Consider the following 20001-nt stretch of genomic DNA (forward strand, 5'->3'; position numbering starts at 1 on the left):
TTTATAAGTGCTGATATTTTAAACGGTCAATTATAAATTGAGCATATATACTTGCGTAGTGACTCATTACGACATAGAGTAAAGAAAAATAAGAGCTGAGCTCACTAATAAAATATTCCTTAGGGTTTATATACAAGAATAATATTTAGGAAGTAATCATGTCAGAAACAGAGCAAAAACCACAACAAGAACAACGTAGAGAGCTAACGCAAGAAGAAAATATCGCATGGCAACGTGAAGCCTTTCAAAATGCACAAAAGCATTTAGCTGGCAAAGGTATCATGCCGAAAACAATTATTGAAAAAGATAGTCGCTACTTATCTCCGCTTTTTGCTGTTTGGAAAATTAAATCAGAAAACGGTAAAACATATTGGGTTATATCTGGTCAATTACCAACAGATCATATCGAAGTAGGTGCTGCACCAACTGCTCGTGAAGCGATCCGCTATTTTTCGTTTCAATGGCAAATGAAAGCAGAACAAATTATGAAAGCGGGTGCAAGAGATAAAACACAAGTCGATTTTGCTAACTTGTTAGTTAATCGTGCACAAGGGATCTATGAGTTTTATGAAAAAGATGACCTTTGGGGCAATGAATAATGATTGAATTGCTAAAGCTTTAGCTACAATCTTAATAATTTAGATATACAAAAAACGAATATACTTAAAATATATTCGTTTTTTTGTTTTTAGATGAAGCATATTTAATGAACTAAACTAAATTCCGAAGTGGTAAAGCTTTCTATTGGGCAGCATAATCTTTGTCTTGCAATGCCTGCTTCCATAAAAACGGGACCTTTAGAAAAAAAGCCTGCTTTTAAAAATTTATCTTTTTCATGTAGGATACAATTAAAACTCATTTCAGTTGCACCTTGCTCCTTTGCTACTGAAACTAAATAAGAAAATAAGTTTTGATAGATATCTTCAGTTCTAAACTCTGGCAGTACGGCAACTCTGCTCATTAGGCCATCTTCAGATAGTCTGGCAGAAGCGATAATGATATTTTGTTCATTTAAAAGTACAATGTGCTGAGATGTTCGGTCTAGCTGATCAAACTCTATATGTTTGGGAATATGATATTCACATACAAAAACCTTTTCCCTCAAGGCTTTTAAGCGTTCCCTGTTTTTTAACCAATTTACTTGTTGTAGCTGATATGACATGTTGAAACCCCATTTTTTGACCCTAAATTCAGCACAGTTCGCAATAGCATTTATCAGAAAAAACTCTGCGGCCTTTTAAGTTCTGATTTAGGGTATAGGTCTAAACTTTATTCAACGTACCAGTAACCCTCATTTATGATCTTAGTCAAAGTTTCGATAAACAGTGAAAAATTAATTGAACTTTTTAACTGGTCGGATGTTATAAAGCTATAATCTGTCAGTAATTGAATACTTTGAAGCATCTCAAGTGGGAAAATTGTATTTTCTCCTTGATAGCTAAAAATGATTGAATCCCTATTTACTTGATATAATGCTCTTAATCCACCGATACGAACAAAGTTAATATCTTCTTGGCTGATCAAATCAATAATATCATCGCAAGTATACTTATCTTCAATTGGTGCAACATCAAGTTCATGTTTTGCTTCAGACATAGTACGACCTAACCATGTTTTTAAAGAATCTTTATCTTTAATGACATCTAATAATAAGTTTTGAATATTAGAGAGTTCATCTTCTTGAATTTCACCTATAGAGTCTCTTAATTGTAGCTGAGGATCACTGTAACGTCTTTTACCTAGTTCATTATCTATTAGGTGATCAGCAAATGAAGATAGCATATCTGTTTGATTAGGGGCTCTAAAACCAACAGAATAGTTAATTGCATTTTCAACTGCATAACCTTCATGAGGACAGCTTGGTGGAATATATAAAATATCACCTGGTTCTAATACAACATCGATACAGGCTTCAAAGTTTTCAATTTGAAGCAAGCTATTACATGGGATCACTTCTTTTAATTTTGGCTGTGGCATTCCAACACGCCAGTGCCTTTTACCTTCGCCTTGTATAATAAACACATCATATTGATCTAGATGTGGTCCTACGCCACCTTTAGGACTAGAAAAGCTGATCATCAGATCATCTATGCGCCAATTTGGAATAAAACGAAATGCTTCTAGTATTTCCGCTGCTTCAGGATGCCAATGATCTACTGCTTGAACTAATAAAGTAGAATGAGTCGGTTTTAAAAGTGAGAAGTCTTCAAATGGGCCATGATGTGCATCCCATTTATCATCTTGATTGGTAATGATGCGAGATTCTATATTTTCTTCCATGGCTAAACCAGCAAGCTCTTCAGCTGAGATAGGATCTTGGAAGTTTTCAAAACCAGCTTTGATTAATAACGGTTTTTTTTGCCAATATTTTTCTAAAAACTCGCTGTGGCTTAAATTATTGATATTTAATTGATACATAGATCTGCTCCGCATCTCTATTGAGGCCACTGGGTGGCAAAGTTGAATGTATTCTTCAAGTTGATATTAATAGTTAAATATTAGTTATTAAAATCACATGCAGAGGTGCTATAAGTTTATTTACTGTTCTTGTAACAAAAAAGCGAATATGTATTATCATATTCGCTTTTAATTTCATTTCTAGCTAATGGTTTTAATAAATCCGCAAAGCGGGTTTATAGTTCATCAACAAAAGCAATTGCGCGGCCAATGTAGTTGGCTGGAGTCATAAGCTTCATTTCAGCTTTAGCTGATTCAGGAAGTTCTAAACCGTCGATGAAATCAGCCATAATTTCTTGATTTACACGTTTACCACGAGTTAAATCTTTAAGTTTTTCATATGGCTTTTCGATACCATATTTACGCATAACTGTTTGAATCGGTTCAGCAAGTAATTCCCAGTTTTGATCTAATTCTTCAAGTAATTTGGCTTCATTTACTTGTAGTTTAGTCATACCTTTTAGTGTTGATTGGTATGCAATTACAGCATAACCCATGCCTACACCTAAATTGCGTAAAACAGTTGAATCTGTTAAATCACGCTGCCAGCGAGATAAAGGTAATTTTTGTGCTAGGTGAGCAAATATAGCATTTGCTAGACCTAAGTTACCTTCTGAATTTTCAAAGTCAATTGGATTAACTTTATGTGGCATAGTTGAAGAACCAATTTCACCAGCAATGGTTTTTTGCTTGAAGTGACCTAATGCAATGTAGCCCCAAACGTCACGGTCAAAATCTAATAAGATAGTATTGAAACGTGCGATCGCATCAAATAACTCAGCAATGTAATCATGCGGTTCGATTTGAGTTGTGTAAGGGTTTAAAGTAATACCTAGGCTAGTAACAAATTCTTGTGCGTGTTGATGCCAATCATGTTCTGGGTAAGCACTTAGATGAGCGTTGTAGTTACCAACAGCACCATTTACTTTACCTAACATTTCAACTTGAGCAATTTGATCACGTTGACGTTTAAGGCGCATGTAAACATTCGCCATTTCTTTACCCATAGTTGAAGGTGAAGCAGGCTGACCGTGTGTACGCGCCATCATCGGAATACTTTTGTACTCAACTGCTAAATCTTTAAGGCTTGAAAGTAATTTATCACAGTAAGGAAGTAATACTTCATCACGCGCTTCAGTTAGCATTAAAGCATGAGATAGGTTATTGATATCTTCTGAAGTACAGGCAAAGTGAATAAATTCATTTACAGCGTGTAATTCAGCGTTATCAGCTACTTTTTCTTTTAATAGGTATTCTACAGCTTTAACATCGTGATTAGTTGTGCTTTCGATGTCTTTAACACGTTGTGCATCTGCTTCGCTAAAATTAGTAACAATCGCATCTAATAATGCATTTGCTTCATCACTAAAACTAGGTACTTCAGCAATTGCTTCAGCGCGTGATAGCGCTTGTAGCCAGCGAACTTCTACCGTTACACGGTATTTTATTAAACCGAACTCACTGAAAATGCTACGTAGCTCTTTAGTTTTACTACCGTAACGCCCATCAACAGGTGAGATCGCGGTTAATGCTGAAAGTTCCATTATAACTCCTAATTAAATATACGAAGAGTCTTATGCCTATCGTTAGGCATAAGATAATTTAAATCATAGATTTTGCTGTACGTACCAATTTACCCTTTGAGAGAATAAATTGACGACGTTTACCGCCCATTTGTCGCCATAAAACAGCAGCACGAATGCCAACTAGCAATAATGCACGGATTTTGTTTTGGGTTTGTTTCTGCTGTAATAAACTTGGCTCACCAAACACTTGAATACGCTGTCCAAGTGGACTGACGACATCTGCGTATATATCAGCTAAGCCGGCTACAACAGACTCATCTGTAATTTCAAAATGAGCTAAGCGACGCTTAATATCTTCTATTTTTGTGCCCAATAAGTTTAATTGTTGTGGTTTGCTATTTAAAGCACGTTCTAATTGGATTAATCCACCCACATATTTTACTAGTTCAACACTTTTTTGTGGGCCAGAATCAAGTTGTTGTACAACGAGTTGATACCCTGTTTTTAAATCGCCTTGACTTCGATAAATTTCTTCAGGGCTGTTTGGATCAGTGACAACTAGAGATGACAGCATCATTTCAAGGTCATAAGTATTAACAGATTTTCCTTGTGCTACTTTTTGTACCATGTGTGCCGCTTGGCACATGGCAGCAAGTGCCATAACTTGATATTGCATGCTAAGTATGACCTTATTTAATCACTGAATCGATAATACCACCGCCTAAACACACTTCGCCATCATAAAACACGGCAGATTGTCCTGGTGTAACAGACGATTGTGGTTCATCAAACAATACGCGGGCATAACCATCTTCACTAACAAGCAAAGTACAAGGCAAGTCTGTTTGACGATAGCGTGTTTTAACTGTACAACGTTTAGTACCTTTTGGACCTGCTCTATCAAGCCAGTCTAGCTGATTAGCCATTAAACCATTTGAAAATAGGCGAGGGTGATTTTTGCCTTGACCAACAACTAATACATTTCGGTCCATGTCTTTATCAACAACATACCAAGGCTCACCAGAACCTTCTTTCATACCACCTATCATTAAGCCTTTACGTTGACCTAAAGTGTGATACATCAAACCTTCATGATCGCCAACTTGATTACCATCGGTATCTTCTATCTTGCCTGGCTGTGCAGGTAAGTATTTTTGTAGGAAGTCTTTAAACTTACGTTCACCGATAAAACAGATACCGGTACTGTCTTTTTTATTATGGGTAATTAAGTTTTGCTCTTCAGCGATACGACGTACTTCTGGTTTTTCTAATTCACCAACAGGGAATAATGTCTGCGCGATATGTTCGTGACTTAAAGCATATAAGAAGTAACTTTGATCTTTATTGTCGTCAAGGCCACGTAACAACTCAAATTTTCCGTTATTTTCTGTGCGTCTTACATAATGACCTGTCGCAATGTAATCTGCTTTTAAAGCTTGCGCAGCAAATTGTAAGAATGCTTTGAATTTTATTTCTTTATTACACATGATATCAGGGTTAGGAGTACGGCCTGCTTTATATTCAGCTAAGAAGTACTCAAATACGTTATCCCAGTATTCAGCTGCAAAGTTAACTGTGTGTAATTCAATACCTAACTTATCACATACTGCTTGTGCATCTTTTAAATCTTCTGATGCAGCACAATATTCATCTGTATCATCTTCTTCCCAATTTTTCATAAACAAGCCTTCAACCTGATAGCCTTGTTGCATTAATAAATATGCTGAAACTGAAGAATCGACACCACCAGACATGCCAACGATGACTTTAGTGTTTTTATTAGAAGATGAAGAATCGCTCAAATGATTATCGCTCATAGTAATTAAATAAATGCTAAATATTAAAGGCACGTATTATAGCACTAGAAAACCTCAAGGAATATAGTCAAATACTTTGAATATTCCTTTGAGTTTATAAAATAGACTTAGTTTAACTCAATTGCTTGAATTTCAACGCCGTTACTATCTTGTTCTTGTTTTAAACCGACAGGAATAGCGGGAATGTCAGGTTTGTCTAGAGCGACATCGCCATCTGCATTTGGCAAACCCGTTTTCTGCAGGTTTTTGAAATCAAAAATAGAATTATCTGCTAAGTGAGATGGTACAACGTTTTGCATTGCAGTGAACATAGTCGCTACACGGCCAGGGTGTTCAACTTCCCATTGTGCGATCATCGCTTTTATGTTTTGTCTTTGAAGATTTTCTTGTGAACCACATAAGTTACAAGGAATGATAGGAAATTCTTTTAGCATTGCGTATTGGGCTATCTCTTCTTCTTTACAGTATGCAAGTGGACGGATCACCATATGCTCACCATTGTCACTGGCAAGTTTTGCTGGCATACCTTTTAATTTACCGCCATAAAACATATTTAAAAACATGGTTTCTATCATGTCATCTCTATGGTGGCCTAAGGCTATTTTGGTAGCTTTTAGCTCTTTAGCTGTACGATACAATATACCGCGTCTTAATCGAGAACATAATGAACAAGTTGTTTTTCCTTCTTCAATTATATCTGTCACAATTTTATAGGTATTCTCTTCAACAATTTTGTATTCAATATCTAAAGTTTCTAGATATTCAGGTAAGATATGTTCAGGAAAACCAGGTTGTTTTTGATCTAAGTTAACTGCGACTAATTCAAATTTGATAGGAGCGACACGTTTTAATTGCATTAAGATATCTAACATCGCATAGCTATCTTTACCACCAGATAAACATACCATGATGCGATCACCATCTTCTATCATATTAAAATCTTTAATAGCCTGTCCCGTGCTACGTCTCAGGCGTTTTTCTAATTTATTTAAAGTGTGTTTAGCCTTGGTTTGAGCAGAATGAGAAGCAGGTGATGACATTAAGGACCCTATAATGATAATAGAAAGCTGAGCTATAAAATTAGCGCCGTATTATAAAGCAAAATTAAAAGTTAGCGAGTAAAAATATTTTTTAGTGAAATTGGTGAGCAGGTGTTTTGCTGCTTTGCAAAAAATATGGGTGGCTATCTTAGATTGATAGCCACATAAGGTTATTTAGCCAATGGGCTAATATAACCATCAGGTTTTAAGGCTAGAACATCACAATTTAAGGTATCTATAACATGTTCAGCTGTATTACCAATTAAAGCTGCACTGAGACCCGTTCTGCCGATTGTTCCCATAACAATTAACTCTGCATCCAATTCATTAGCAATAATGGGTATGACATCTTCTGGTAAGCCTTCTTTAATATGACATTGGCTTTGGGGAATATCATGCTGTTGCGCAAGTTCGTGGCATGCCTGAGTATGATGCACTTTAACAGATTCATTAAATTGAGTGGGATCAAATTCAGGAATTTCAATAGCAATATTAACTGGTGTGCCAGGGAAGGAGTTTACAATATGTAAATTGCCATCGATGAGGTTTGAAATGAATTTTGCATCATTCATTATTCTTTGATTAAGAGCAAGATGTTGTTCATCATCAGCAGAAGCATTCACAGCTGCGATGATATTGCCTTTTGCAGGCCATAAGTGCTCTTTTATTAATAATACAGGGCAAGGACATTTTCTAATTAAATGCCAGTCAGTTGGCGTAAATATCACTGATTTTAAAGTTGCATGTTCGTGGGTACCTTTTAAAACAATATCGTAGTTTTCATTAAGTACGGTTTGTATAATTGATTCGAAAGGGCGATTATGCCATATAACCTTGCAGTCAATATCTAAAGTTTCTTTGTATTGCTCTATTAACGAATTAATCCATGAAATTCTGTCATTTATAACAGCATTACGCATAGCCTCTCTTTCATCAAGAGATAGCATAGTCGTCATTTCATAGGAAAAATCGTATATGGTTAAAAATGCAGTGATTTTAGCACCAGATTTTTGTGCTAATTCAAATGAACGTTTTAAAGCGGTTTGTTCTGATTTACTTGGATCAATTACTGCAAGTATTTTTTTTATTGTATTCATCATTTAACCTCTCAAATTTGCTTACTTTTAGTGTAAGTTAAGTTAGCAGATTTGACAGGTTTAAATGAAAAAAAATTGTCTAAGATCAATATACAAAGACGAAATTATTCGCTTTTAGATTTGGTACCTGCAATTGTATTCAATTGCTCAAGATCAATAATGGTAATGAATTTACCTTCAACTTTTATTACATCTGACTTTTGGAAGCGGCTCAATAGTCGACTAATGGTTTCTACTGTTAAACCAAGGTAGTTTCCAATTTCTCCACGTGTCATAGTTAATCTAAATTCTTTTTTAGAAAATCCACGTTCACCAAATCGTTGAGATAAATTACAAATAAAAGCAGCTAATCTTTCTTCGGCTGTTTTTTTGTTTAAAAGTAATAACATCTCTTGATCGTAGTTGATTTCACTACTCATCATGCGCATTATTTGTTGGCGTAATTTTGGTAATTTTCCAGATAACTCATCTAAAGTAGTGAAAGGGATTTCACATACCATAGCAGTTTCCATAGCCTGTGAATAACTTTGATGTTCCATTTTAAATATACCATCAAAACCAATAATATCACCTGCTAGATGAAAGTCAGTGATTTGCTCATCACCTTGTTCAGAGATGGTATAAGATTTAAACGAACCTGAGCGGACCGCAAAAATAGAATTTAATTTTTTGCCGGCTTCAAATAGTAAATCGCCTTTATGAAATGGTTTTTTACGTTCGATGATATCATCAAGTTTACCCATTTCGCTTTCATTAAGTGTTACAGGTAAGCATAACTGACTGATGCTACAACTATTACAGCTAATTTGGCAATTTGAACTTGTCGGTATTTTATTTTTAAGATCCATTGAAATTCCGTCTATTTTAAACTACTACTATAGATTAATGCAGTGCGTTTTGGGTTGCAATAGCTAAAAGGTATAAACCGTAAAATACTAAGATATTACCTAGAACAATACGGATTATGCTGTTATTGAGCCAGTTATTGATAGTTTGTGCTGCAAAACTTAACCCTATCATGGCAGGTAAGGTGCCTAAAGCAAAACTAGCCATAAATAATGCGCCTGAACTCGCACTTTGTGTTGTGATAGCCCAAGTTAATGCAGAATAAACTAATCCACAAGGTAACCAGCCCCAAAGCGCACCATATGCCAATGCTTTTTTCTTTGTATTGAGTGGTAATAAGTATTTATTCAATTTAACAATATGCTGCCATATTGCGAATTTCCCAAATTTTTCTAACCAATTTAAGCTTGCTGTCAAACGCATGATATATAGGCCTACAAGCACCATAAAAATACCACTTATAAAAGATAAAAATAAAGAAAAATCGTTTGATTGTTTAGCAAAAACAGAACTAATGCCACCTACTAAAGCGCCGCAAATACTATAGCTTAATAATCTGCCTAAATTATAAAGTAGGGCATATTGTTGTGCTTTTGTTTTGTCTTCAATCGCAAATTGTAAAGATGATGCAATACCACCACACATAGCAATACAGTGCCCACTACCAGCTAGACCCATAAAAAAAGCGGTAAAAAATAAAGACTCTGTCATAGCGGCTGATTATTCTTTGGATCTTTCGTTTTGTTAGGTTTTGTCTTAATTTCACTATCGTCAAATAATATACTGTGGGCTTGTTTGTCTAAATCAGAAAACTGTTCACTTTTAACGGCCCAGAAAAAAACAGCGATTGCGATTATTACAAATATAATTGCTATCGGAATTAATACATAAATGATGCTCATTATTTCAATACCTTTGTTATGGTTTTAATAGTCTTAATGAATTTGTTATCACGATTATAGAACTGGCTGACATGCCAATAACAGCCATCCAAGGTTGAACCATGCCCATTGCTGCTAAAGGCAAAATAGAGCCATTATATGCAAGAGAAAGGGCTAAGTTTTGTTTCACAATACACCGTGTTTTATGACTGATTTTAATTAAATGTTCAATGGAGCTTAGATCACTATTTAATAGCACAACATCGGCTGTGTTTTTAGAAATATCGGCACCAGATTCCATAGCAATCGATAAATGCGCAGTATTAAATACTGGACTGTCATTAACGCCATCACCTACCATAGCAACAACATGATTTTGTTTAATTATATTAGCAACGTAGTCTTGTTTTTGAGCGGGGCTACAGCCCGTTTGTACATCATCTAAAGATAATTTTTTTGCAAGGTCAGGCCCTGCCTGTGAAGGGTCGCCTGTTAATAAGTGGGTATTTAAGTTTTTATCTTTAAGAAAAGATATTAACTGTTGTGCACGATCACGTATTTTGTCTTCAAGTTCAAATGCAGCGATAGGTTTTTCGTTAATATAAAGCACAACTTGAACTGGGAGCTCTAGAGCGTTAAACCAGCCATTTTTACCTATGGCGATATCTTGACCTTGATATAACCCTTTAATACCAAAACCGGTCTCAATAGTAACATCTGTCAAAGGTTCTAAAGACGAAGTATCAAAATTAAAAGCCTTAGCAATAGGATGTTGTGAATGAAATTCTAAACCTGAAGCTAAAGCTAAAATTGTATTTTCATCGTAACGATTATCTAAATAATGCGACTTTTTGATTGTAAAACAGCCCTCAGTTAACGTGCCTGTTTTATCAAATGCAAAAGAATCTATTTTTGTGAGGGTTTCGAGTACATGTGCTTTCTTTATTAATAAGCCTTTTTTGGTTAAATTTGCCACACTGCACGTCAATGCAGTAGGAATAGCAAGACTTAATGCGCAGGGACAAGTTGCCACTAACACTGATATTGTGATCCAAAATGCGTGCTGTGGGTCTATGCCATACCAATATGTAGCAGTAAAGCCTGCAACAACTAATAAAACGGCGACAAACCACTGAGCAACTTTGTCGGTAATTTCAGCAAGTTTAGGGCGACTGGTAAGGGCCTTATTTTGTAGGCTAACGATTTGATTTATTAGGGTATGCGTGCCAAGTTGGTTGACACTGATTTTAACTAAACCATCATGGTTAGTTGTACCAGCATAAACCTGAGTATTGATTTCTTTAGTAACAGCCTGATGCTCGCCTGTCATCATCGATTCATCAACTGTGGTCTCACCCTCTATCACCACACCATCAGCCGGTATAATTTCACCCGGTTTAATTAAAATGATATCTTTAAGTTTTAGTTTTTTTGCTGCGATTATTTGTTCTTGAAAATTATCTACAATACGCGCTGTTAGTGGTAATAGCTTTTGTAAATTTGATGTGAACTCACTGGCTTTTAAACGCGCTCTAAACTCTAAATACTTGCCTAATAATAAAAGGAAAGTGAACATACAAATTGATTCAAAGTAGACTTCACCAGTATTAAAAACTGTTGCCCAAGTGCTTGCAATATATGCCCCAAAAATAGCTAAGGAAACAGGCAAGTCCATATTGAGTTGTTTGACTTTTAGTGCGCGTATGGCACTGGTTAAAAAGGGAAGGGCAGAATAAAGAATTACTGGAGAGGCTAAAACGAAGCTGATCCACCTAAAATATTGCTCAAAGTCATCTTCCATATCAGAAAACATATCAAAATATAAAGCAAAGGCAAACATCATAACTTGCATTGTCATAATACCTGCAACACCAAGTCGGCGTACATATGACTTGGCAACTTGTTGTTTTTGAGCTTCTTCTACATCTGGCTGAAAAGGGTATGCTTTATAACCAATACGCGCCAAAGCTTCAATAATAGTACTTAATTTAAGTTGTGATTTATCCCACAAGATCATTGCACGGTGTGTCGATGTATTTACATCGACTCGCGTAATATGCCCTAAAGATAATAATTGTTTTTCGATTAACCAAGCACAGGCGGCACAGCTAATGCCTTCAACGCTGAGTAAAACTTCTGATAACTCGCCCGAATGATGTATGAAATCTTCTTGAATATCGTCATCATCATAACTTTTGAACATTAATAATTGCTCAGGGATCAGTTCTTGTACTTTTCCAGCAGCAGTGGTCCTAAACTTATAATAATCAGTCATACCAGAAGAAATGATAGATTCAGCAACAGCTTGGCAACCGATACAGCAAACAGGTTGCGCTTGATTATCGTATTCTACAGTTTGAATAAACCCCAAAGGGATACTTTCAAGACAATGAAAACATTCAGATTGTGAAGAAAAGGCATGTTCTTTGGGGTGTGTCATAGATTACTTATTTTTTATTATATTGTGGTGAGATTTTAAACGCTTGGTCGTACGGTAACTTAATGGTTTCTTTTAGTTTCCAAACACTGTCAAATGGTTCGATAAATATATTAAAACGACCATCAATAATTTTATCTGTTAAAGCGGTAAATTCACCATTACCATTTTTAGTTAGCATGACTGTAAAATCGTGCGCTTTAATCGTTGTATGGTAAAAAGAGACTTTTAAGGAAGGCACATTATTATTGTCACCTTTAGTGAATTTAAACGACACAGTATCATTATTTATTTTTAAATCACCATGTAAATACAGTGCTTTTGCTTTATCAAATTTGGCTAAATCTAAATTGATTGCTTTACCTTTTTTGTAGTAATCATCAACTACCATATCCGGCGTATTTGAAAATGCGATATATGCAAAAATAGTACATGCAACAACAGTTGCTAATGGAATAAATAGTAAAAACCAAGGCCAGAATTGCTTATACCAGGGAAGAGTTTTTGTCATTTTCTGAAGCGTCTTAATCAAATAAATTTAGGCCGTATTTTACTTGAATTTACGACAAAATCATAGATTTTAGGTATAAAAAAAGCCTCCAAAAGGAGGCTTTCATACATTTAAAAATGCTTACTTAGAATTAGATAAACTGTAAACATAAGCACTGATGATATGTACTTTATCTTCACCTAAAATATCTTTCCAAGCAGGCATTACGCCGGCACGACCTTTAACTAAAGTTTCTTCTACAGCGCGTTGTGAGCCACCATATAACCAAACTTTATCTGTTAAATTTGGTGCGCCAAATGGTAAATTATGAGCCAGTGACCCTTTACCATCAGCACCGTGACAAGCAGAACACATAGCAAACTTAGCTTCGCCTGCATTAGCGTCTTTTTGATTAACTTTACGACCAGATAAGCTTAAAACAAATGCTGTCATTTCTTTTACGCCTTGTTCGCCAAGTGCATCACCCCAAGGTGGCATTTGAGCGATACGCCCGTTCATTAAAGTCTCTTTTATTTGTGCAGGAGAACCACCATATAACCAATCGTTATCAGTAAGATCTGGAAAACCTTGGTAACCACGTGCATCTGAACCATGACATTGCGCACAGTTTTGCGAAAATAAACGCTGACCGATTTCTAATGCTTGTTCATCAGTTGCAAGATCTTTGATGTCACGTTTAGCGAAAGATTCGAATAAAGGACCGAACTTTTCTTCTGCTTTACGCATTTCAACATCAAGTTGAACCGTTTTACCTGCTGCTTTGGCATCAATTACCGCTTGCTTTGATTCTGCAAGAGATTTAATACCCTGATTTGAACTTGTCCAATTACCTAAACCTTCCCAGTTACCTAAACCTGGGTAAGCAGCTAGATAATAAACAGCCCATATAAATGTTGCGAAGAACATATAAGTCCACCACTTAGGGAGTGGATTATTTAATTCTTCAATGCCATCAAATTCATGGCCACAACTTTCGCCTTCTTCAACCCCAGCATAGTTTGTTAAGTTCCAAACTAATAAGCCAAAAACAATAGCTAAACATGCTAGTGTTAAAACGACGACCCAAATGCTCCAAAAGCTAGTCATTTCTCAGACTCCTTTTCTTTATCGTTGATTGTCGTTTCGTGCTTTTTTTCGTCTTCGAAAATCGCATTAGCAGCTTCGTCAAACTTTGACTTAGTACGCTTACTAAATGCCCACCAAACGATAACAATAAAAAGTACCATTAAAACCAGAGTAAATATGCCTCTGAATGTTCCGTAATCCATAATTCTTTAACCTATAAAAAATTATTTCAGATGAGTACCAAGCTGTTGTAAATATGCAATCAAGGCTTCCATTTCTGTTTTACCTTTAACTGCAGCTTTAGCACCAGCAATATCTTCATCTGTGTATGGCACACCAAAACCTTTAAAAACTTCTAGTTTTTTAGCGATTAGTTCACCATCAAGTACATTTTCATCTAACCACGGGAAAGCTGGCATATTAGACTCAGGTACTACTGAACGCGGATCCATTAGATGCGCATATTGCCAATCGTCAGAATAGCGACCACCAACACGTGCTAAATCAGGACCAGTACGCTTAGAACCCCATTGGAAAGGGTGGTTCCATACGCTTTCACCTGCAACAGAGTAATGGCCGTAGCGCTCAACTTCATCACGGAATGGTCGGATCATTTGTGAGTGACAGTTATAACAACCTTCGCGCACATAAATATCACGGCCTTCCATTTCTAAAGCTGTTAACGGACGTAATCCATCTACAGGTTCAGTGGTATCTTTTTGGAACATAAGTGGAGTAATTTCAACTAACGCACCAAAACTAATTGCAAAAATCGTTAATATTGCGAATAAACCAACATTTTTTTCAACGATCTCATGCTTATTTTGTGAATTTTTTTGACTCATTATCTACCCCTTATGCCGGATGTACTTCAGCTTCAAGCGAGTCGTTTTTCGCAGAAACTGTTTTAAGTACGTTGTAAAGCATGATCACCATACCTGCAACGATGAATACACCGCCAACAAAACGCATGAAGTAGAACGGGTATGAAGCTTCTAATGACTGTACAAAGCTATACATTAAAGTACCGTCAGAATTAACTGCACGCCACATTAGACCTTGCATTACACCTGAAATCCACATTGCTACGATGTAAAGTACCACACCGATTGTATGTAACCAGAAATGTGTATTGATTAGCTTAGTGCTATACATACGACCTTGGCTAAATAAATTAGGAACTAAGTGATAAACAGCACCAATAGATACCATTGCAACCCAACCTAAAGCACCTGAATGTACGTGACCAACAGTCCAATCAGTGTAATGCGATAATGCATTTACAGATTTGATTGCCATCATCGGACCTTCAAACGTAGACATACCGTAGAATGAAAGAGATACAACTAAGAAACGTAATACTGGGTCATGACGAAGTTTATGCCATGCACCTGAAAGCGTCATAATACCATTGATCATACCGCCCCAAGATGGAACGAATAAGATAATTGACATAACCATACCTAAAGATTGAGTCCAATCAGGTAAAGCCGTGTAATGTAAATGGTGAGGACCAGCCCAGATGTATAAAGACACAAGTGCCCAAAAGTGAACTACAGACAAACGGTAAGAATAAACTGGACGACCTGCTTGCTTAGGAACAAAGTAATACATCATGCCTAAGAAACCCGCTGTTAATAAGAAACCAACAGCATTATGACCGTACCACCACTGTACCATAGCATCTACTGCACCAGCATAAATCGAGTAAGACTTAGTCAGTGATACAGGGATTGCCATGCTGTTTACAAGATGTAATACAGCAACAGTTAAGATGAAACCACCGTAGAACCAGTTTGCTACATATATATGAGATACTTTACGTTTAATTAAAGTCCCAAAAAATACAACTGCAAAAGTAACCCATACTATTGTGATCAATAAATCTATTGGCCATTCAAGTTCTGCGTATTCTTTACCTTGTGTCATACCTAAAGGTAATGTAATAACAGCGAGTACAATTACAAGTTGCCAACCCCAAAAGGTAAATGCAGCTAATTTGTCAGAGAAAAGACGCGTTTGACAAGTACGTTGTACCACATAGTATGCGGTAGCAAACAATGCACTAGTACCAAATGCGAATATAACGGCGTTCGTATGTAACGGACGCAGTCGGGAGTATGTTAGCCATGGTGTGTCGAAGTTCAATGCAGGCCAAACTAACTGGGCTGCAATAAGAACACCAACACTCATACCAATAAGGCCCCAAATCACAGTCATGATTGTGAATTGTCGTACAACTTTATAGTTGTATTCTGTTTGTGATGCTACTTGGCTCATTTTCCGGCTTCCGATGCAATAAATTGCATTAAGAAATCAACTTCCTATTCTAAAAGAATAGGCCCTACTTATTTTCATCTAGTTTATTTTTTAAATATTGTGACGTATTTAAGAAACAAACCAGACAAACCCTTATTTTTGCGGGTGAATGATAAATATTTTAGCGATAAAAAGATACCTCAATTGTTCAAAATAATGACCTTAATCAAACTATGGGTATTAACTAGTTATTTTAATCTCAAATTTGTTGTATATTTTGCTATATCATTATAATCACTAGATTAAAAAGTGACCATTTAAATTGAAGATGTTAAAATATAGTACGATTTTAGTAGTAGCTAGCTTGCTTTTAGCATGTAACTCTGAGTCAGAAAACAATGCCCTAGATTCTAGCTGCAATGAAAATAAGCCCTGTAACTATAGTGGGGGATATGAAATATCGCTAGCAAATGAAATAATTACCCCTGAAGATGAATTTATTATACAATTTAAAGCGCCTAAAGACATTAAAATCAATCAAGCTAAGCTTGAAGGTCTTAATATGTATATGGGGAGCATTCCTTTATCGTTTGAATATAAAAATGGTACTTGGCAAAGTAAAGCGATGGTGGGGGCATGTGCTGAACCTATTATGCAATGGCAATTATCATTAGATTTTATTGACCAAACCTCACTTGAGCATAAAAAGCCTATCTCATTAATTTATAATTTAACTTCTCAATATTAATTAGATGTTTTATTTCAATTTAACATGCTGTTGTAGGTATTATTAAATATCTACACGTTAATTCTTTCTAAAATATGACCAGATGCCTAGGGTTACATTTTATCACAAACTACCTGGTTAAAATTACATTTCGAGAAATAAATTCTGTAAGTTGTTGTTATTTAATGTTTAATTAAAGTTTTAATTGTGTGTTCTTCTTGAGAATAACCTAAATGTAACTATAAAATTTCGACTTTCATGATTCCCTTTTTTAGGTTCAGTTTCTATTCAGTTAAATAATCATAACCTTGCTTTATCGAATTGAAAGGTAACAGTTTCCTTTTGATTTTACATCTTTTGATTTTACATATAAATAAAATAGGGTTTATAAATGAAAAAAACACAATTGAATTTAGCTGTAATTACAACATTCTCTGCTTTAGCTGTACCTAACGTTTTTGCACAAGAAGTATCAGTACCACAAATAAATACAGATATTGAAAAAATCCAAGTTACTGGTTCTCGTATAAATAGAACTGATATGGAAACTGCAAGCCCAGTGACGATAATCTCTTCTGACTTTATCGCGAAAAGTGGTTATACATCTGTTCAAGATATTTTATCTACCCAACCAGCAGCTGCAGGTATGAGCTTAGGCTCTTCATCAAATAATGGTTCAGGTGGTTCAGCTACAGTTAATTTACGTGGTATGGGTGCAAATAGAACATTAGTCTTATTAAATGGCCGTCGTATGGTAGCATCAGGTACAGGTGCTGACTCTTCAGTGGATTTAAATACAATTCCTGTTACGATGATCAAATCAATTGAAATATTAAAAGATGGTGCATCAGCAGTATATGGATCAGATGCAATTTCCGGTGTTGTAAATATCATCACGAAAAAAGATTACGATGGTACTGAAGTAAATATTGAAGGGAGTCAAACTGATAAAGGAGATGGAACTAGCACAGGTATAAGTTTATTACATGGTATGCAGCTAGGTGACGGAAACTTAGTTTTAGGTGTTCAGTATTCAAAACGTGGTGAAGTAAGTCAGGGGGACCGTGATCATATTGACCCAGGCTGTTCTTCTTTTGTAGAAGAGGGATCATTAGGTGGAAAAACTCCTGATGGTAATGGTGGCTTCGAAGACAGAACAGATTGTTATGACTATACAGATGATAGTTATGCGCAAACACCAAATGAATTAGTGAGCCTGTTTAGTAGTTTTAATACCGATTTAGATTCAGATACACAATTAAACTTTGATTTTATGTATACCCGTCGTGATTCAAATCAGCAAATGGCTCCACAACCTGCCAATATAGATTTAGATACATCGAAATTAGATGATAAATATACAGACCAATTTAAAGATGAAAATGGTAATACGCCAGATGAGCTAAATTATCGTCGTCGTATGAGTGATGCCGGCCCACGTATTTTTGAACAGACTACCGATACTTATCGTGCTTCATTAGGCGTACAAGGACTGTTAGATAATGATGCACAATGGGATTTGTCTGTAACTTATGGTCGTAACGACTCAGAAGATAAAGTACAAAACTCAATTCATGCCGGTAATATGGAACAAAGTATCTACGCCAATCAAGATTTATGGTTTAGTGGTGAATCAATTGACTCTGAGTTTTTAGCGTCAGAAGGCATTATGTACACAGAAACCAATAAAGGTGGAAACGAGCAATTTATTATGTCAGCTGGTCTAAGTGGTTTAACTGAGTCAGATCTAGGCTACGCAGTTGGTATTGAAAACCGCTTCGAAAGTGGATTTTATACGCCAGATTTAATAACACAAGCAGGAGAGAGCACTTCAGCACAACAAGACCCAACATCAGGTAGTTACTCAGTACAATCTATGTATGCAGAGTTTTCGTTACCGGTATCAGATGCATTAGCAATTGAAGCGGCAACACGTTTTGATAATTACTCAACTTTTGGTAGTGCGATCACCTGGAAGCTAGGTGCAACATATAGTTTCAGCGATAGCTTTATGATCCGTTCAGTAGCGGCTACTGGTTTTAGAGCGCCTAATGTATCTGAGCTTTATTCTGGTAACTCAGGTTCATTTGATTATTTAGATGATCCATGGGGCAATGCACAAGATGCACAAATATTGGTTAACTACACCGGCGATGAAAATTTATCTCCAGAAGAAAGTGAATCATTTACATTAGGTGCGGTTTGGGAAATTGCAGATGGTTTATCAACAACAGTTGATTACTGGAGCTTTAATATTACCGATGCAATAAGCCGTGCTAATGTTCAAAATCAAATGAACCTATGTTATGCCGGTGATATACAAGCATGTGATTCAATTAATATCACTCCAGATGGTGATTTATCAGATATGACATCAACATTAACAAACATAGGTTCACAAAAAACGTCAGGTATTGATTGGAATTTAAGTTATAGACAAGATGCATATAAAGTAACTTTAGATACAACGTATTTACTGAACTTTGAAGAAGATGGCGTAAATTACGAAGGTACTATTGATGGCAACATGGGTGGTTATTCAAAACTTAAAGCAAATCTTTCAGTTGATGTAAATGTGACTGACAATCTAAGCATGCTTTACAACGCACAATTTATTCAAGGTATGGATGGTGAGGATTATGGCGATACTAATTCAACCGATAACGTGATTTATCATAATGTATCAGCTGCATATCATATGAATGATCAATGGAGCGTTAATGGTGGTGTTAAAAACTTGCTTGATACAGATCCTGAATATGTACCAGATGGCAATGATATGAATACAGTGCCAGGTTTATATGATGTTGTTGGTCGTACTTTATTTTTGAGCACTTCTTACAAATTCTAAAAATTAGAATTGTAAATATAAAAGACAGCACTTACTGTCTTTTATATTCAAGGCTTTAATAATTTATACATTTAGCATCTAACTCTGCAAGATTATTTACTCTACTTATATATTCTTTACATCTTATCTAAAAAGTTAAATATCTATTACATAAAGATTAACCTCAAGTCATGATGACTATCCTTTCTTATGTTTCTTAGTCAAAGCCAAGCTATCAAGTAATGCAAATAAGGTTAACTTTGTTATTTTTTTGAAAACACCAAGTTGTTTGCTGTGTGTTTTTATTCATAAATTTGTATCTTTCCCGAAAATTACACTTGATTACAACTTGCATTTAAATGATTTCAAACCTGATTTAAATTAGATCTTTGTATTTTATCTTGTTGTTATTTGGGTGTTTTAACTTGTTATTTTAGTTACATTAAATTACATTGTTATGGGTATTCACCTTCCTTTAACTTCCTTGTTTGTTATTTGATCTTCCGTT

At 35.7% G+C, this 20001-nt stretch carries 19 protein-coding genes; 3 read left to right on the forward strand and 16 right to left on the reverse strand.

Annotated elements, in window-relative coordinates; genetic code table 11:
• Positions 1–158 precede the first annotated feature (158 nt).
• Positions 159–599, forward strand: coding sequence for a DUF4826 family protein (locus tag KO527_RS10285; RefSeq protein ID WP_216040228.1), 441 nt, complete (start codon positions 159–161; stop codon positions 597–599).
• Positions 600–703: 104 nt separating this feature from the next.
• Here KO527_RS10285 and KO527_RS10290 read toward each other — a convergent pair whose 3' ends face one another.
• From KO527_RS10290 to ccoN, 16 genes are all read right to left on the reverse strand, one after another.
• Positions 704–1162, reverse strand: coding sequence for a GNAT family N-acetyltransferase (locus KO527_RS10290; protein WP_216040229.1), 459 nt, complete (start codon positions 1160–1162; stop codon positions 704–706).
• A 107-nt stretch (positions 1163–1269) separates the two neighbouring features.
• Entirely contained in the window at positions 1270–2418 is a 1149-nt protein-coding gene (locus KO527_RS10295; protein ID WP_216040230.1) for a cupin domain-containing protein, read from the reverse strand.
• 215 nt (positions 2419–2633) lie between these two features.
• On the reverse strand, positions 2634–4001 hold the full coding sequence (gene purB, locus KO527_RS10300; RefSeq protein ID WP_216040231.1) for an adenylosuccinate lyase: 1368 nt from the start codon (positions 3999–4001) through the stop codon (positions 2634–2636).
• Between the two features lie 58 nt (positions 4002–4059).
• Entirely contained in the window at positions 4060–4659 is a 600-nt protein-coding gene (gene hflD, locus KO527_RS10305; protein ID WP_252733617.1) for a high frequency lysogenization protein HflD, read from the reverse strand.
• A 13-nt stretch (positions 4660–4672) separates the two neighbouring features.
• Positions 4673–5800 (reverse strand): tRNA 2-thiouridine(34) synthase MnmA, encoded by a 1128-nt coding sequence (gene mnmA / locus KO527_RS10310; protein ID WP_216040232.1) that lies wholly within the window; start codon positions 5798–5800, stop codon positions 4673–4675.
• Positions 5801–5907: 107 nt separating this feature from the next.
• Positions 5908–6840, reverse strand: coding sequence for a tRNA 2-thiocytidine(32) synthetase TtcA (ttcA, locus tag KO527_RS10315; RefSeq protein ID WP_216040233.1), 933 nt, complete (start codon positions 6838–6840; stop codon positions 5908–5910).
• A 170-nt stretch (positions 6841–7010) separates the two neighbouring features.
• Complete coding sequence (gene uspE / locus KO527_RS10320) at positions 7011–7937, reverse strand: universal stress protein UspE (RefSeq protein WP_216040234.1); 927 nt, start codon at positions 7935–7937, stop codon at positions 7011–7013.
• 104 nt (positions 7938–8041) lie between these two features.
• Positions 8042–8785 carry a fumarate/nitrate reduction transcriptional regulator Fnr gene (gene fnr, locus KO527_RS10325; protein WP_216040235.1) on the reverse strand — a complete coding sequence of 248 codons (744 nt, stop codon included), beginning with the start codon at positions 8783–8785 and terminating at the stop codon, positions 8042–8044.
• A gap of 34 nt (positions 8786–8819) precedes the next feature.
• Positions 8820–9494 carry a sulfite exporter TauE/SafE family protein gene (locus tag KO527_RS10330; protein ID WP_216040236.1) on the reverse strand — a complete coding sequence of 225 codons (675 nt, stop codon included), beginning with the start codon at positions 9492–9494 and terminating at the stop codon, positions 8820–8822.
• Positions 9491–9685, reverse strand: coding sequence for a cbb3-type cytochrome oxidase assembly protein CcoS (gene ccoS / locus KO527_RS10335; RefSeq protein WP_216040237.1), 195 nt, complete (start codon positions 9683–9685; stop codon positions 9491–9493). The genes KO527_RS10330 and ccoS overlap by 4 nt, the downstream gene beginning before the upstream one ends.
• A gap of 16 nt (positions 9686–9701) precedes the next feature.
• Positions 9702–12104, reverse strand: coding sequence for a heavy metal translocating P-type ATPase (locus KO527_RS10340; RefSeq protein ID WP_216040238.1), 2403 nt, complete (start codon positions 12102–12104; stop codon positions 9702–9704).
• A 7-nt stretch (positions 12105–12111) separates the two neighbouring features.
• On the reverse strand, positions 12112–12612 hold the full coding sequence (locus tag KO527_RS10345) for a FixH family protein (protein WP_216040239.1): 501 nt from the start codon (positions 12610–12612) through the stop codon (positions 12112–12114).
• Between the two features lie 120 nt (positions 12613–12732).
• Positions 12733–13698: a cytochrome-c oxidase, cbb3-type subunit III gene (gene ccoP / locus KO527_RS10350; protein ID WP_216040240.1), complete on the reverse strand. Its 966-nt coding sequence runs from the start codon at positions 13696–13698 to the stop codon at positions 12733–12735.
• Positions 13695–13880, reverse strand: coding sequence for a cbb3-type cytochrome c oxidase subunit 3 (locus tag KO527_RS10355; RefSeq protein WP_042144043.1), 186 nt, complete (start codon positions 13878–13880; stop codon positions 13695–13697). Before KO527_RS10355 ends, ccoP begins: the two co-directional genes overlap by 4 nt.
• Before the next feature lie 21 nt (positions 13881–13901).
• The gene (ccoO, locus tag KO527_RS10360) at positions 13902–14522 is read right to left on the reverse strand and encodes a cytochrome-c oxidase, cbb3-type subunit II (RefSeq protein WP_042144045.1); all 621 of its coding nucleotides are present in this window, start codon (positions 14520–14522) and stop codon (positions 13902–13904) included.
• A gap of 10 nt (positions 14523–14532) precedes the next feature.
• A complete protein-coding gene (gene ccoN / locus KO527_RS10365) occupies positions 14533–15957 on the reverse strand; it encodes a cytochrome-c oxidase, cbb3-type subunit I (protein WP_216040241.1) in 1425 nt (474 codons plus the stop codon).
• A 301-nt stretch (positions 15958–16258) separates the two neighbouring features.
• Between ccoN and KO527_RS10370 the strand changes: the two genes are divergently transcribed.
• Positions 16259–16684 (forward strand): hypothetical protein, encoded by a 426-nt coding sequence (locus tag KO527_RS10370; RefSeq protein WP_216040242.1) that lies wholly within the window; start codon positions 16259–16261, stop codon positions 16682–16684.
• 370 nt (positions 16685–17054) lie between these two features.
• Positions 17055–19514 (forward strand): TonB-dependent receptor, encoded by a 2460-nt coding sequence (locus KO527_RS10375; RefSeq protein ID WP_216040243.1) that lies wholly within the window; start codon positions 17055–17057, stop codon positions 19512–19514.
• Positions 19515–20001: the final 487 nt, after the last annotated feature.

Source organism: Pseudoalteromonas sp. C2R02, assembly GCF_018860845.1.
GTDB lineage: Bacteria > Pseudomonadota > Gammaproteobacteria > Enterobacterales > Alteromonadaceae > Pseudoalteromonas.

Excerpts from the sequence above, each read along its gene's own strand:
- fnr (WP_216040235.1), bottom strand. The coding sequence starts at position 8,785 with ATGGATCTTAAAAATAAAATACCGACAAGTTCAAATTGCCAAATTAGC.
- uspE (WP_216040234.1), bottom strand. The coding sequence starts at position 7,937 with ATGAATACAATAAAAAAAATACTTGCAGTAATTGATCCAAGTAAATCA.
- KO527_RS10355 (WP_042144043.1), bottom strand. The coding sequence starts at position 13,880 with ATGGATTACGGAACATTCAGAGGCATATTTACTCTGGTTTTAATGGTA.
- hflD (WP_252733617.1), bottom strand. The coding sequence starts at position 4,659 with ATGCAATATCAAGTTATGGCACTTGCTGCCATGTGCCAAGCGGCACAC.
- KO527_RS10285 (WP_216040228.1), top strand. The coding sequence starts at position 159 with ATGTCAGAAACAGAGCAAAAACCACAACAAGAACAACGTAGAGAGCTA.
- ttcA (WP_216040233.1), bottom strand. The coding sequence starts at position 6,840 with ATGTCATCACCTGCTTCTCATTCTGCTCAAACCAAGGCTAAACACACT.
- ccoO (WP_042144045.1), bottom strand. The coding sequence starts at position 14,522 with ATGAGTCAAAAAAATTCACAAAATAAGCATGAGATCGTTGAAAAAAAT.
- KO527_RS10290 (WP_216040229.1), bottom strand. The coding sequence starts at position 1,162 with ATGTCATATCAGCTACAACAAGTAAATTGGTTAAAAAACAGGGAACGC.
- KO527_RS10330 (WP_216040236.1), bottom strand. The coding sequence starts at position 9,494 with ATGACAGAGTCTTTATTTTTTACCGCTTTTTTTATGGGTCTAGCTGGT.
- ccoP (WP_216040240.1), bottom strand. The coding sequence starts at position 13,698 with ATGACTAGCTTTTGGAGCATTTGGGTCGTCGTTTTAACACTAGCATGT.
- ccoN (WP_216040241.1), bottom strand. The coding sequence starts at position 15,957 with ATGAGCCAAGTAGCATCACAAACAGAATACAACTATAAAGTTGTACGA.
- ccoS (WP_216040237.1), bottom strand. The coding sequence starts at position 9,685 with ATGAGCATCATTTATGTATTAATTCCGATAGCAATTATATTTGTAATA.
- KO527_RS10345 (WP_216040239.1), bottom strand. The coding sequence starts at position 12,612 with ATGACAAAAACTCTTCCCTGGTATAAGCAATTCTGGCCTTGGTTTTTA.
- mnmA (WP_216040232.1), bottom strand. The coding sequence starts at position 5,800 with ATGAGCGATAATCATTTGAGCGATTCTTCATCTTCTAATAAAAACACT.
- KO527_RS10295 (WP_216040230.1), bottom strand. The coding sequence starts at position 2,418 with ATGTATCAATTAAATATCAATAATTTAAGCCACAGCGAGTTTTTAGAA.
- purB (WP_216040231.1), bottom strand. The coding sequence starts at position 4,001 with ATGGAACTTTCAGCATTAACCGCGATCTCACCTGTTGATGGGCGTTAC.
- KO527_RS10375 (WP_216040243.1), top strand. The coding sequence starts at position 17,055 with ATGAAAAAAACACAATTGAATTTAGCTGTAATTACAACATTCTCTGCT.
- KO527_RS10340 (WP_216040238.1), bottom strand. The coding sequence starts at position 12,104 with ATGACACACCCCAAAGAACATGCCTTTTCTTCACAATCTGAATGTTTT.